This window comes from Agarivorans gilvus, from assembly GCF_001420915.1.
Lineage (GTDB): Bacteria > Pseudomonadota > Gammaproteobacteria > Enterobacterales > Celerinatantimonadaceae > Agarivorans > Agarivorans gilvus.
In genome coordinates, this window is record NZ_CP013021.1 from 3172288 (window position 1) to 3185661 (window position 13374).

The 13374-nt window shown below is 49.7% G+C and carries 17 protein-coding genes and 1 pseudogene; 13 read left to right on the top strand and 5 right to left on the bottom strand.

Annotated features, from left to right (window positions below):
* Positions 1-5 precede the first annotated feature (5 nt).
* The 3 genes from ctaD to AR383_RS14935 are packed head-to-tail and all read left to right on the top strand — an operon-like array spanning position 6 to position 3040.
* Positions 6-1595: a cytochrome c oxidase subunit I gene (gene ctaD / locus AR383_RS14925; RefSeq protein WP_055733852.1), complete on the top strand. Its 1590-nt coding sequence runs from the start codon at positions 6-8 to the stop codon at positions 1593-1595.
* Between the two features lies 1 nt (position 1596).
* On the top strand, positions 1597-2181 hold the full coding sequence (locus AR383_RS14930) for a cytochrome c oxidase assembly protein (RefSeq protein ID WP_055733853.1): 585 nt from the start codon (positions 1597-1599) through the stop codon (positions 2179-2181).
* Positions 2165-3040: a cytochrome c oxidase subunit 3 gene (locus AR383_RS14935; protein ID WP_055733854.1), complete on the top strand. Its 876-nt coding sequence runs from the start codon at positions 2165-2167 to the stop codon at positions 3038-3040. Before AR383_RS14930 ends, AR383_RS14935 begins: the two co-directional genes overlap by 17 nt.
* A gap of 10 nt (positions 3041-3050) precedes the next feature.
* Here the strand turns inward: AR383_RS14935 and AR383_RS14940 are convergent, their stop codons facing one another.
* Entirely contained in the window at positions 3051-3254 is a 204-nt protein-coding gene (locus tag AR383_RS14940) for a DUF2909 domain-containing protein (protein ID WP_055733855.1), read from the bottom strand.
* Here AR383_RS14940 and AR383_RS14945 point away from each other — a divergent pair.
* From AR383_RS14945 to dinF, 6 genes and pseudogenes are all read left to right on the top strand, one after another.
* Complete coding sequence (locus AR383_RS14945) at positions 3247-3975, top strand: SURF1 family protein (RefSeq protein ID WP_055733856.1); 729 nt, start codon at positions 3247-3249, stop codon at positions 3973-3975. The genes AR383_RS14940 and AR383_RS14945 overlap by 8 nt on opposite strands.
* Positions 3972-4475, top strand: coding sequence for a hypothetical protein (locus AR383_RS14950; protein ID WP_055733857.1), 504 nt, complete (start codon positions 3972-3974; stop codon positions 4473-4475). The genes AR383_RS14945 and AR383_RS14950 overlap by 4 nt, the downstream gene beginning before the upstream one ends.
* A 16-nt stretch (positions 4476-4491) precedes the next feature.
* Positions 4492-5351 (top strand): annotated as a pseudogene (locus AR383_RS14955) (COX15/CtaA family protein); the annotation flags it as partial.
* A gap of 21 nt (positions 5352-5372) precedes the next feature.
* Positions 5373-5507: a hypothetical protein gene (locus tag AR383_RS22585; RefSeq protein ID WP_335338406.1), complete on the top strand. Its 135-nt coding sequence runs from the start codon at positions 5373-5375 to the stop codon at positions 5505-5507.
* On the top strand, positions 5485-6399 hold the full coding sequence (gene cyoE, locus AR383_RS14960; protein ID WP_055733858.1) for a heme o synthase: 915 nt from the start codon (positions 5485-5487) through the stop codon (positions 6397-6399). Before AR383_RS22585 ends, cyoE begins: the two co-directional genes overlap by 23 nt.
* Before the next feature lie 67 nt (positions 6400-6466).
* Positions 6467-7801, top strand: a complete 1335-nt coding sequence (gene dinF / locus AR383_RS14965) for an MATE family efflux transporter DinF (protein WP_055733859.1) — start codon at positions 6467-6469, stop codon at positions 7799-7801.
* A gap of 4 nt (positions 7802-7805) precedes the next feature.
* Here dinF and trmL read toward each other — a convergent pair whose 3' ends face one another.
* From trmL to AR383_RS14980, 3 genes are read right to left on the bottom strand one after another with little or no spacing between them, the layout of a single operon-like run.
* Entirely contained in the window at positions 7806-8270 is a 465-nt protein-coding gene (trmL, locus tag AR383_RS14970) for a tRNA (uridine(34)/cytosine(34)/5-carboxymethylaminomethyluridine(34)-2'-O)-methyltransferase TrmL (RefSeq protein WP_055733860.1), read from the bottom strand.
* A 25-nt stretch (positions 8271-8295) separates the two neighbouring features.
* Positions 8296-9630 (bottom strand): ATP-binding protein, encoded by a 1335-nt coding sequence (locus tag AR383_RS14975; protein WP_055733861.1) that lies wholly within the window; start codon positions 9628-9630, stop codon positions 8296-8298.
* Between the two features lie 2 nt (positions 9631-9632).
* On the bottom strand, positions 9633-10367 hold the full coding sequence (locus tag AR383_RS14980; protein WP_055733862.1) for a response regulator: 735 nt from the start codon (positions 10365-10367) through the stop codon (positions 9633-9635).
* A 110-nt stretch (positions 10368-10477) separates the two neighbouring features.
* Between AR383_RS14980 and AR383_RS14985 the strand changes: the two genes are divergently transcribed.
* The 3 genes from AR383_RS14985 to cysE are packed head-to-tail and all read left to right on the top strand — an operon-like array spanning position 10478 to position 12742.
* On the top strand, positions 10478-10975 hold the full coding sequence (locus AR383_RS14985; RefSeq protein ID WP_055733863.1) for a Spy/CpxP family protein refolding chaperone: 498 nt from the start codon (positions 10478-10480) through the stop codon (positions 10973-10975).
* A gap of 48 nt (positions 10976-11023) precedes the next feature.
* Entirely contained in the window at positions 11024-11926 is a 903-nt protein-coding gene (locus AR383_RS14990) for a cation diffusion facilitator family transporter (RefSeq protein ID WP_055733864.1), read from the top strand.
* Between the two features lie 9 nt (positions 11927-11935).
* A complete protein-coding gene (gene cysE, locus AR383_RS14995) occupies positions 11936-12742 on the top strand; it encodes a serine O-acetyltransferase (protein ID WP_198150160.1) in 807 nt (268 codons plus the stop codon).
* Between the two features lie 8 nt (positions 12743-12750).
* Here cysE and AR383_RS15000 read toward each other — a convergent pair whose 3' ends face one another.
* Entirely contained in the window at positions 12751-12975 is a 225-nt protein-coding gene (locus AR383_RS15000; protein ID WP_055733865.1) for a DUF1653 domain-containing protein, read from the bottom strand.
* Between the two features lie 192 nt (positions 12976-13167).
* On the opposite strand from AR383_RS15000, the gene zapB reads away from it, so the two are divergent.
* A complete protein-coding gene (zapB, locus tag AR383_RS15005; protein WP_055733866.1) occupies positions 13168-13374 on the top strand; it encodes a cell division protein ZapB in 207 nt (68 codons plus the stop codon).

Here is a 13374-nt window from a genome sequence, read left to right on the forward strand (position 1 = left end):
AGGGAATGAGCACGATGAGCGAGCTTCACGCAGAGCACGAAGAACACCACCATGCCCCACGCGGATTAATGCGCTGGGTACTCACTACTAACCATAAAGACATTGGTTCGATGTACTTATGGTTTAGTTTCACCATGTTTATTGTGGGCGGTGCAATGGCCATGGTCATTCGCGCCGAGCTATTTCAACCGGGTTTACAGTTAGTCGACCCCAACTTCTTTAACCAAATGACCACCGTGCACGGCTTAATCATGGTATTTGGTGCGGTGATGCCGGCCTTTACTGGCCTTGCCAACTGGTTAATTCCGATGATGATCGGCGCGCCCGATATGGCGCTACCACGCATGAATAACTGGAGCTTTTGGATCCTCCCCTTTGCCTTTAGCATGTTATTGGCCTCACTGTTTATGGAAGGTGGCGGCCCTAACTTCGGTTGGACTTTCTACGCTCCGCTATCCACCAAATACAGCCCAGACAGTACCGCTTTGTTTGTGTTTGCCATTCACATCATGGGTATAAGCTCGATCATGGGCGCAATTAATGTGATCGTGACCATTATGAACTTGCGGGCTCCCGGCATGACATACATGAAGTTGCCATTGTTTGTCTGGACTTGGTTTATCACTGCGTTTTTGTTAATTGCGGTAATGCCGGTATTGGCGGGGGCGGTGACCATGGTGCTCACCGACAAGTATTTTGGCACCTCGTTTTTTGATGCGGCGGGAGGGGGCGACCCGGTCTTGTTCCAGCATATTTTCTGGTTCTTTGGCCATCCCGAAGTGTACATCATGATCTTGCCGTCTTTTGGCATTATCTCGGCGATTATTCCGGCCTTTTCACGTAAGAAGCTGTTTGGTTATTCGTCGATGGTCTACGCCACCGCGTCGATTGCGGGCTTGAGCTTTTTAGTTTGGGCGCATCACATGTTTACTACCGGTATGCCGGTGCAGGCCGAGTTGTTTTTCATGTATTGCACCATGCTGATCTCGGTGCCCACGGGGGTGAAAGTGTTTAACTGGGTGGCCACCATGTGGCGCGGTTCGATTACCTTTGAAACGCCGATGTTGTTCGCCATTGCCTTCATCGTTCTGTTCACCATTGGCGGCTTCTCTGGCTTGATGCTGGCGATAACGCCGGTGGATTTTCAGTATCACGATACCTATTTTGTGGTGGCGCACTTCCACTATGTATTAGTCACCGGCGCGGTATTCTCGATTATGGCGGCCGCCTATTACTGGCTACCCAAGTGGACCGGCAAAATGTATGACGAAGGGCTAGGGCGCTTGCACTTCTGGTGCTCGCTAATTTCGGTGAATGTCTTGTTCTTCCCGATGCACTTCTTGGGCTTGAGTGGTATGCCGCGGCGTATTCCCGACTATGCGCTGCAATTTGCCGACGTGAATGCGATTGTGAGTATTGGCGGCTTCGCCTTTGGCCTATCGCAGTTCATCTTTTTGTACATGGTGATCAAGTGCATTCGCAGTGGTGAGCCTGCTCCGGCGAAGCCTTGGGAGGGCTCTGAAGGCTTAGAGTGGGATGCCTTGCCTTCGCCGGCACCTTATCACAGCTTCTCTACGCCGCCAGAGGTGAAATAACATGGCTGGCCATCGTCGCTTGGTGCTAAGGCTGCTGCTGGTGGTGGTGGCCATGTTTGGCTTTGGTTTCGCCTTGGTGCCCTTGTACGACGTATTTTGCAAGGTCACCGGGATTAACGGCAAAACCGCCAAGCAAGCCAGCGAAGCCAGCCTTGGCGTAGACCAACAGCGTAGCATTACCGTGGAGTTTATTAGTTATGTGCCGCGCGCACTGAATTGGCAATTTGGCCCGCAGCAAAGCCATGTAACAGTGCACCCCGGCGAAACCCTAAAGGTTAACTTTAGTGCCAGCAATCTAAGCGGCCAGCGTGGCACCGTGCAGGCGGTGCCCTCGGTAAGCCCCGGTTTGGCGGCTAATCATTTGCAAAAGGTGAGCTGTTTCTGCTTCGAGCAGCAAACACTGGAGCCTGGTCAGCAGCAAGAGATGCCCTTGTTGTTTTACGTAGACCCAGCGTTACCCAAAGACATTACCACTTTAACCTTGGCTTATACCTTATTTGCTGTAGAGGAACAGCCAGTTGATAAGAACACAGCAACAGCACAGTTAAGTGCTAATGGAGAGCTGAGCAATGACGCAGCCTTATGAAAAATATTACGTACCCGCTCAAAGTATTTGGCCAATTGTGGGCGCAGTGGGTTTATTCCTTATCGCCATGGGCGCGGGTTTAAGCGTACAACAAATTGATAGTGAGCAAAGCTACGGCCTGTGGATTTTATCCTGCGGTTTCGTGGTGATAGTCAGCATGATGTTTGGCTGGTTTGGCAATGTGATCCAAGAAAGCATGGATGGCCTATACAGCGCGCAAATGGATCGTTCGTTTCGCCAAGGCATGAGCTGGTTCATTTTCTCTGAAGTGATGTTTTTTGGGGCCTTCTTTGGAGCACTGTTTTATGCACGGATGATCGCCGTGCCCTGGCTGGGCGGCGCAGGCAATAATGAAATGACGGGCATGGTGCTTTGGCCAGAGTTTGAAGCGGTGTGGCCCTTAGTAAAAACGCCCGCAGGCACTACCACCGAAGCCATGGGCTGGTACGGTTTGCCCTTACTGAATACGCTGATTTTGGTGGTTTCTTCGATTACTTTGCACTTTGCCCACGTGAGTTTGGAAAAGGAACGGCGCAGTACGCTTAAGTTGTGGCTAGCCATCACCCTGGTATTGGGCTTCTCCTTTCTGTTCTTTCAAGTGGAAGAATATGTACATGCCTATCAGGAAATGGGGCTGCGTTTAGATTCCGGTATTTATGGCAATACCTTCTTCTTGCTCACCGGCTTTCATGGCCTGCATGTGACGCTGGGAGCGGTGATGCTAAGCATTATGTTTTTGCGGATCTTGAAGGGGCACTTCAGTGCCGATAAGCACTTTGGCTTTATGGCTTCGAGTTGGTATTGGCACTTTGTAGACGTGGTGTGGCTATGTCTGTTTGTGTTTGTTTATGTGCTGTAGCCCGCCACCCTTAATAGGGGCGAGGGTTGGGTTGAATAAAGCCCAGAGCCATGGCAGCGAGGATCAGCAAAATCACTAAACAGCTAAAGATAAGTCGGCGACCCAGATAGTAGCTCATTGGCTTGTCGCCGCCTTTAAGCATCACCCGTAGCGCAAACAACATATTGGCAAAAACAAATAGGATTAACACGGCGAGCAGTATTTTTATGGCCATAGCGAAAACCTCACAATGTATTGATAGAAAGCCAGTTTCATACCGCTTATGGCTGTTTGTATTGTTAATGGTTGCCTTGATAGCGCTAATGGTCAAGCTTTCATTATGGCAATGGCAACGGGCTGAGCAAAAACAGCAATTGCTTGAGCAATATCTGCAGCTCTCGCAGCAAGCAAGCAGTTTACAGGCAGCCTTGAGCGAAGGACCCAAAGCCTTTCAACGAGTTGAGGTGAGCCAGATCCAAGCCTTAAACCAACTGCTGTGGCTAGACAATCAAATCCAAAACGGCCGAGTGGGTTACGACGTATTTACGCTGGCCGCTACCCCACAGGGGAAGGTCTTGGTGCGTTTAGGCTGGCAGCCCGCACCCATGTCTCGTGGGCAATTACCGGAAGCGCCGCGTACTGAAAATTTGCCGCAGCAGTACCGGCTTCGCCAAATCAGTCACAGCTTACTGCTAGATAAACAACATTGGTTAGAGAGCCTGCCGCAGGGCTTGCGGGTGCAGCAAATCGACCTTGCCGGTTTAGCCGCTCATTGGCAGGTAGAACTGTTACCCTTTGTTTTAGATAGCCAGTTGCAGTTTAGTTCCGAACAATTGGTAGCTATGCCGCCGCACAAGCATCAAGCCTATGCCTTGCAATGGTTATTGATGGCCATAGTAGCCAGCGGCTTAACCATTTATTTCTGTTGGCGTAGTCGCAATAAGGAGAGTGCATGAAGAGTCAGCAAAAAACCATGGTCTTATTGGCGGCGACCTTTTTACTGCCACTGTTATTGGCCTGGTTAGTGTTAAAACTGGATTGGTATCAGCCGGGCGCCTTAAGCCATGGCCAGTGGCTTGAGCCACCATTGCAATTGGATAATTACCCACTGGGCAAGTGGTCGATAGCTCAAGTGGTGGATGGCGAATGCACGGCGCTGTGTCAGCAGAATCTTGCCAAGTTAAATAATGCTTGGCTGGCGCTGGGCATCGCCAAACAAAAAACTTTGCGGATGGCCTTAACTCCAGCAAAGGAGCCCGAGCTGCTTAGTGAAGCCTCACTCACGCAACTTAGCTTGAGCAATAGCCAACAATTTAGTGCTTATAGCCAGCAGTGGTTGCTGGTAGATCCCACCGGATGGGTGATTTTGGCTTATCAGCCAAGTTTGGGCGATCAGCAGATTAAAGGGCTGATCACCGACTTAAAAAAATTAATTAAAAACTCTCGGTTTCAATAGCGAACAAGGGATGGATATGCAAAAAGGATTAGTCGCGGCCATTTTACTTGCCATAGTGGTAATTGGTTTAGGTGCTTATACCCGTTTAACCGATGCTGGCTTAGGCTGCCCAGACTGGCCGGGTTGTTATGGCCGCTTGGCAGTGCCTCAGCAGGCCGAGCATATTGAGCATGCAGCCAAAGCGTTTCCCGAACGCCCCTTAGTACCACACAAGGCGTGGAATGAAATGATTCACCGCTACTTTGCTGGCAGTTTGGGCCTGCTGGTGGTGGGGCTGGCGGTAGTGGCGTTTCGCCGTAAACAGCAGCGTTTGCTGGCTGCAGCGGCAGTGCTGTTAATTGTTTTTCAGGCGACCTTAGGCATGTTAACCGTAACCTTAAACCTAATGCCTTTGGTGGTCATGGGCCATTTGTTGGGTGGCTTTGCCATGCTGGCCTTATTGTTTAGCTGGTGGCTGTTGCAGCGGCGGCCCTTGCAAGCCACCCAACAAGCGGCGCCTTGGTTGTGGGGCGGTTTAGCGGTATTGCTGCTGCAAATTGCCCTAGGCGGATGGACCTCGGCTAACTACTCGGCGATTGCTTGTCAGGGTTTGCCTTTGTGTCATGAGCCTTGGACTGAAAATTACCGCTTAGATGCTTTTCATCCGCTACCGGAACCGCATAGCGAAGGCTATGAATTTGGCGTATTGGAGCATCAGCAACGGCAAACCATTCATGTTACCCATCGTATATGGGCGGGCTTTACCGCCGTGTATTTATTTTTGTTGGCGCTAAGCCATATCCAGCGTCGCCATAGCAGTATTCAACGGGCACGCGCTTCGTGGATGTTGCTACTGTTGTTCTGCCAATTAGCCTTGGGGTGGCAAACGTACTATGGCAGGTGCCGCTGGCAGTGGCGGTGGCCCACAATTTAGGCGCAGCCCTGTTGCTGTTAGCCATGCTGAGCTTGGTGTTAGCCCACTATCAGCTTGGCAGCACTGTGCCGATGAGTCACGATAAGGAGATGCCCTATGGCAAAGTTGAACACGCTTAATCTGCCCAAGTCTCTACGCTGGCGAGTTAACTGGCGGGCGCTGTATAAGCTCACTAAACCCAAGGTGGTGGCGCTTATCGTATTAACCTCGGTGGTGGGTGCTTGTTTGGCCACCTCGGGTTTGCCTCCGTGGCAAGCCCTGCTCTTGGGCAATTTAGGTATTGCTTTGATGGCCGGCGGCGCGGCGGCCTTTAACCACTATATTGATAGCGAAGCCGATGCGGCGATGGCGCGAACCCATAAGCGGCCCTTACCCAGTGGCGCGGTGGCCAATTGGCAGGCGGTGCTATGGGCGTCGTTGTTATCGTTAGCGGGTTTTGGCTTGCTGTATCTTTGGGTTAACCCTTTAACGGCTTGGTTAACTGCGGCCAGTTTGGTGGGTTATGCGGTAATTTATACCCTGTGGCTAAAGCGGGCCACACCACAAAACATTGTGATTGGTGGTTTGGCGGGGGCGATGCCGCCCTTGCTGGGTTGGACGGCGGTAAATAACAGCGTATCGGCCGAGCCGCTGTTATTGGTGATGTTAATTTTCACTTGGACGCCACCACACTTTTGGGCCTTAGCGATTGCTCGTCGCGATGAGTACGCCAAGGTCAATATTCCAATGTTGCCGGTGACCCACGGGATCCGTTTTACCAAGCAGTTGGTTTTGCTGTATTCGCTATTACTGTTTGTGGTGGCGTGGTTGCCCTTCTTAGTGGGTATGAGTGGTTTGCTCTACTTAGGCTTAAGTTGTGCGCTGAATGCGCGCTTTATCTGGTTGGCTTGGCGACTTTATGGAGGGGATAATCAGCGCGATGCGATGCGTTTATTTGGCTATTCAATAGTGTATTTAATGCTGTTATTTGTTGCCTTGTTAGCCGACCACTGGTTGTTTGCGCTGTTGTAAGCTTTTGCTATTGCCGAGAGGGTAAGCAGCTTTTACACTCTCGCTATCCTTTTTAAGTTGGATTTTCATGTCTGCTTCCCGCTTTTCGGCGATTGCTGCTATCGCCGTGCCGATGATCCTATCCAATATTACCATTCCCCTATTGGGTCTAGTTGATACCGCAGTGATTGGCCACTTGGAGCATGCCCATTATTTAGCGGGCGTGGCACTGGGCTCGATGGTGATAGCCTTAGTCTACTGGTTATGTGGCTTTTTACGCATGTCTACCACGGGTTTGAGCGCCCAAGCCTTTGGTGCCAACGATCCGCAAGCCTTAATTCGCACCGGGGTTAATTCGGCCGGCATCGCTGTGCTGTTGGGCTTGGCGCTATTGTTGCTGCAACAACCGATTTTGCACTTAGCCATGGCCTTGGCTGGCGGCAGTGAGCCTGTGCAGTACTACGCTGCCGAGTATTTTTCGACGCGCATTTGGGGCGCTCCCGCGGCCTTACTTAATTTGGTGGTATTAGGCTGGTTACTGGGCATGCAAAATGCGCGGGCCTCGATGCTGTTATTAATGTTTAGCAATAGCCTGAATATTGGCCTCGACCTGTTGTTTGTGGTGGGTTTTGACTGGAAAGTGCAAGGAGTGGCGCTGGCCACGGTGGTGGCCGACTACTTCGGTTTGCTGCTCGGGCTGTATTTAGCGCGCCGTCAGTTTTTGGCGCGTTTTCAGCAGCTTCCCAGTTTGGCCCAGTGTTGGCGAGGAGTAAGCAAGTTGCATTTAGCGGCGCTGTTTAGCCTTAACCGCGATATTTTCTTACGCTCTCTGGCCTTGCAAGCCTGCTTTGCCTTTATTACTTTTCAGGGTTCGCGTTTGGGCGACAACATTGTGGCTGCCAATGCGGTGCTGCTTAATTTTTTGATGTTTGTTTCCTTTGCCTTGGATGGGCTGGCCTACGCGGTAGAAGCCTTGGCCGGTAAGGCTAAGGGCAGAAATGACCGCGCCTTATTTGTGGATACCATTAAGCGCTGCTTGCAGTTGGCGCTGGTGGCCGGAGTCAGTTTTAGTTTGATATTTGGTTTATTGGGCGAGCAGTTGGTGGCCTTGCTCACCGATATTCCGCTGATCCGCGAGACCGCCGATAATTATTTAGCTTGGATGGTGGTATTGCCCTTGGTATCGGTATGGTGCTTCATTTTGGACGGGGTCTTTATCGCTACTTCCGAAGGCCGAATTATGCGTAATTCGATGTTGCTGGCCAGCTTTGCTGGCTTCTTTCCGCTATGGTGGTTCACCCAAAGTTGGGGCAATCATGCGCTATGGTTAGCCATGACGGGCTTTATGGCCCTGCGTGGGCTGAGTTTAGGCTGGGTGTATTGGCGCGCCTTAAACCAACAGCGTTGGTTTAAGGCGGCTTAAGCCGTTATACGCCGTCGGGGTAGCCTAGCTGGCGCCAAGCTTCGTAAACAAATACCGAGACGGCATTGGATAGGTTCATGCTGCGGCTATTGGCTAGCATAGGAATTCGTAAGCGAAATTGGCCGTCGATTTCATTGAGTACCTGATCTGGCAGGCCGCGTGTTTCTGGGCCAAACATTAAATAGTCGCCGTCGGCAAAACCGAAATCGCTATGAAAGCCGCTGCCCTTGGTGGTGCAAGCCAGCAGACGTTTGGGCTGCTCGCTGTCTAAGAAGGCTTGATAGTTGGCGTGGCGTTTCACTTCTGCAAACTCGTGATAGTCTAAGCCTGCGCGCTTTACCTTTTTATCGTCCCACGCAAAACCTAAGGGTTCGATGAGGTGCAGGCTACAACCACTGTTGGCCGCTAAACGAATGATGGCGCCAGTATTTTGCGGAATTTCTGGCTCGTAGAGCACGATGTTGATCATGGCTTATCCAGTTGGCTAAAAAGCGCTATTGTAGTGGTAAGCGCAGGCTGACTTCTAGCCCTTTCAACGAATGATTTTTAGCACTAATGCTGCCGCCATGTTGGCGCACCGCCGATTCGGCAATAGCCAAGCCTAAACCCACGCCACCGCTGTCTCTATCGCGAGCTTCGCCGCAGCGGTAGAAGGGGCGAAAAATACTGTTAAGCTCGCTGTCGGCAAGGCCTGGACCATCGTCCAGTATCACTATGACTAATTGTTTATCTTCTACTTTTGCGCTTAGCCTAACTTTGCTGTCGGCATATTTCAGGGCGTTGCGGCAGACATTTTCTATGGCCGAACTGAGTAACTGCGGATAACACACCAAACTGAGTTGTTTCGGGTAGTCGGCGTTAAATTGCTTATTGAGTTGCTCGGCTTCAAATTCACAGTTGTTGATCAGGTCGGCGATTACGTCATCGAACTTGGTTTGCTGCTGCTTGGCGTTGACCTGCATGCGCGATAGCGACAGCAAGGCATTGATCATTTCTGCCAAGCGCTGAGATTCGCGCTCAATTCGCGCCACTTCAGGAGTCACTTCTTGGCGTTTCTTGTGTAAGGCGAGGGCCATGTTGAGTCGAGTGAGCGGAGAGCGTAACTCATGGGAAATATCACTGAGTAAGCGCTGTTGATTGCAAATAGCCTGACTGAGAGTGTCGACCATGCGTTGCAGGCTGTCAGACAATTGGCCTATCTCGTCACCGCGTTGAATATCTGGCAATTGCGTATCTAGGTAACCCAGTGAGACTTTATTGGCGGCCGAGCGCAAGCGTTTTAGCGGCTGCACGATATGCCGTGTCAGCAGCACACACAATATTAAACTGAGCAGCAGTGATACTGAAATAAGAAACCAAGGCGAGAAGCCAAGCTTGCGAATAGAGTGTAATTGCTCCGGCGGTGGGCGGCGCTGAATATACAGTAGGTAGTCTTGGTCTTTGAGTTTGATAGGATAGGGACCGACCCACAGAAACTCTTCATCAACACTCACCCGCGGATTATTAGGATCGGCATGGTCTAGAATAAAGCGGTGCATGCCCCGGCTTAAATTGGCTTGATTGATCACTTGGCCGTTTGCATCGACAATGAAAGCTTGGCCTAAACGCGAACGTTTGTGAGGGCGCAGTAAGGGGTTGAGAAAAAACTCAGGATTACGTTCGATGCGTTCGGCGTATTCTTGCAGGTTGTTGAGCTCCCACTCTGGGGCTTTAAAGTCGTCTGCCTTAATTAACTTAGCCAGGCTAATTGAGATATAAGCAGTGATGACCAAGATCACCCAGAACGAGACAAATATCTTAACAAAGAGGTTGTTTACTAGCCTATTCATACCTACCACTCTAACCACATGTAGCCTTTGCCGCGTAAGGTTTTAATCCGTGGTAGCTGGTCTTTGCGTGGCGGGATTTTTTTGCGCAGATTGCTAATGTGCATATCTAGGCTGCGGTCAAAGGCTTGCAGGCGTTTGCCTAAGACCTTTTGGTTGAGCTGTTCTTTATCTAATACCTGACCGGGATTTTCTAGCAGTTGCTGTAGAAGTAGTAATTCGGTACTGGTGAGTTCAAGCTCTTGCCCGTCGCAGTGCGCTTGTTGCTTGCTCACCGAAAGGCTTAAGTCTTGATGGCGAATTAGCGTGTGGTTGTTTTCACTAGGGCTAGCGTTTTGAGTACGGCGTAAAATGGCTCGGATCCGCGCCAGTAATTCTCTTTCACTGAAAGGTTTGCCTAGGTAGTCATCGGCGCCCAGTTCTAAACCTAGTACGCGGTCGATTTCATCACCCTTAGCAGTTAGCATCAATACCGGTTGCTGGCTGTCTTTGCGCAGCTCTTTTAGCACTTCAAAGCCGTTTTTACCCGGCATCATTACGTCGAGTAATACTAAGTCATAAGCTTGTTGCTCTAGCTTGCTTAGGCCACTTAGGCCATCGTTACAGATGTCGCAGCTAAAGCCTTCTAGCTCTAGCAGTTCGCCAAGCAATTCGGTTAGCTCTTTGTCGTCATCAATTAGCAGGAGTTTCACTGGTACCACACTATTTACTGTTAATAGTTGAATTGTACAAAACTTCATGGCCTTTACAGTGATTGAATAGCCGCTTTTACATTGCTTTACACTTTGCTGCCATTTGTTTGCATTGGGCTTTGTAAACTAATAGTGAATCAACGAGTCGAGGAATAATTATGAACAAGTTAATCGTTAGCGCGCTATTCGGCAGCATGGTATTTGCCCCTCTAGCTATGGCCGCTCCTGGTAATGGCGGTAAAGCGGGTTGCATGCAAGGTCGTGGTGAATTTCCACAAATGCAAATGATGCAAGAGTTGGACTTAAGTGATGCCCAGCAAGCGCAGGTGAGAGACATCATGCAGCAGTACCGTGGTAAAGGTGCAATGAAGCAGCAAGACCAACCAAAGCAGCAAGGTCAGCGTGGGCAAGCAATGTACCAGCAACGCATGGCGATCATCAGTTCGGCTAAGTTTGACGAAGCGGCAGCACAAGCTCTAATCGCCGAACAAGCTGAGCGTCATCAAAGCATGATGGTGAATCATTTGCACGCTCAGCAACAGGTCTATCAAATACTGACTCCTGAGCAGCAGCAAAAATATCAGCAATTACATGCTGATAGAATGGAAAAACATCAGCGCTTCATGGCTAAAGGACAGAAAAAAGCTCAACTTTAGTAGGCCTGAACCGTTATACTTTACAAAATCGTTTGAAGAATTTGTAAAGTGGAAAAGCATAATTATCAGCGCTTGGTCACCATAGCTACTTGGGTTGCAACCTGTGTAGCGGTGACCTTGCTTGTTATTAAGAGCAGCGCATTTTTATATACTGGTGCGGTAAGTATTCTCGCTTCACTGATCGATTCCCTGATGGATATGGGAATGTCGGTAGTGAATTTGTTGGCTGTTCGTTATGCCTTGCAACCCCCTGATAAAGAACATAGCTTTGGCCATGGCAAGGCGGAACACCTAGCGGGTATGGCGCAAGCCGCGTTTATCACCGGTTCGGCCATTATGCTGCTATTTAGTGGTGTGACCGAGCTGCTCGACCCCAAAGCTATTCAACATAGCAATGCGGGGATTAGCGTAATGGTGATATCAACCCTAATCACCTTTGCTTTAGTGATGTTCCAGCGCTACGTGATTCGCAAAACCAACAATACCGTGATTAAAGCCGACTCTATGCACTATGCCATGGATATCTACATGAATGCGGCAGTATTGGTGGCCTTGTTATTAAGCCGCTTTGGTTGGTACTGGGCCGACGGTTTGTTTGCGGTGCTGATTGCTCTGTACATTTGTTACGGTGCTTTTGGCATCGCCAAAGACTCGGTGCAAAACCTTTTAGATAGGCAGTTGCCCGAGTCCTTTCAAATACAGGTTTTGAATTGCGCCTTAGCGGTGCCAGAGGTGATGGGGGCACACGATATTCGTACTCGCCAAGCGGGGCAAACTAAATTTATTCAGCTTCATTTGGAGCTAGATGATAAGCTAGATCTTTACACGGCACATAAAATTGCCGATCAAGTAGAAGATAAAATTGTTGAACTGTGGCCTGAAGCTGATGTATTGATCCACCAAGATCCACAGTCTGTGGTCCCGCAGGAAAAGAAATTAGAACTAGAGTAAGGTGAAGCAGTGGCAAAGGATAGCGATTTTCAAATCAAGCAAACCCTAGCTGAAACAGTGTGGTTGCAAGTTCGCGATGAAGCCAATCGTATGGCTGAAGATGAGCCGATGTTGGCGAGTTTCTTTTATTCCACCATTTTGAATCATGATAGTTTAGCCGCGGCCTTGAGCTTTCAGCTGGCCAGTAAGTTAGACAGCTCAACGGTTCAGGCGATTTTGTTGCGCGAGTTTATTGAAGAAGCCTTACGCGCCGACCCTAGTATTCTAGAAGCAGTGGCGGCCGATATAGTAGCGGTGAAAGACCGTGACCCTGCGGTGGCCTATTATGCGGTTCCCTTGTTATACCTGAAGGGCTTTCATGCCTTGGAAGGCTACCGTGTGGCCAACTGGTTGTGGAAGCAAGGTCGTTTAGCCTTAGCGCGTTACATACAAAACCAAATTTCGGCGGTATTTGCAGTGGATGTGCATCCTGCGGCCACCATCGGCAAAGGCATCATGTTCGACCATGCTACCGGCATTGTGGTGGGTGAGACTGCAGTGATTGAAGATGATGTATCGATACTGCAATCGGTGACCTTAGGTGGAACAGGTAAAGAAACTGGCGATCGTCATCCTAAGATCCGCCAAGGTGTATTAATTGGCGCTGGGGCTAAAATCCTCGGTAATATTGAAGTAGGGCGGGGCGCTAAAGTGGGAGCGGGTAGTGTGGTATTGGAGCCGGTGGCGGCTCATACTACGGTAGCTGGCGTGCCGGCAAAAGTGGTTGGCACCCCATGTTGCGAGATGCCAGCAATGGATATGGGGCAAAATATCTAAGCCGCTGATTACTCTTTTTCAAGTGCCTCAACAAGAGCGAAACGAGGCACTTGCTCCCCTGCTACATCCACTGTTTCAAAAAACATTTCATAGGGTCTTACCCATAACTTTGCGTCGCCATATAAGGGGCGATATAAGACTAAGATTTGCTCGGTTTCAGAGTGTATTACCGTGTCGATTACTTGGTAATCTTGCCCCTTGTAATGGCGGTAGCGGCCTTTTTGTATATTCATGACTATTTATTCAACAACTAGTTAGCGAAATACTGTTCTACTCTTGTTGGCTAAAGATGACAAGAGTATGCTGCTGTTAAAGCAGTTGTTATCAGTATGTGAGTACCGACTTTGGCTCTTGTGCAGATAACTACTGGTTCAGTTCAAAGCCGTGTACTGATTAAGAAACGGAATTAACGGGAGTAAAGAGTAATGTCCTTTGAAGTATTAGAAAAATTAGAAGCAAAGATCCAAGTTGCGGTTGATAGCATCGAATTGTTGCGTATGGAAATTGATGAGCTGAAGGAACAGAACAGCAAGCTAAATGATGAAAACAGCCGCCTGTTACAAGAGCAACAAGCTTGGCAAGAACGCCTTAAGGCTTTATTAGGCCGAATTGAAGACGTTCACGCCGAGTAG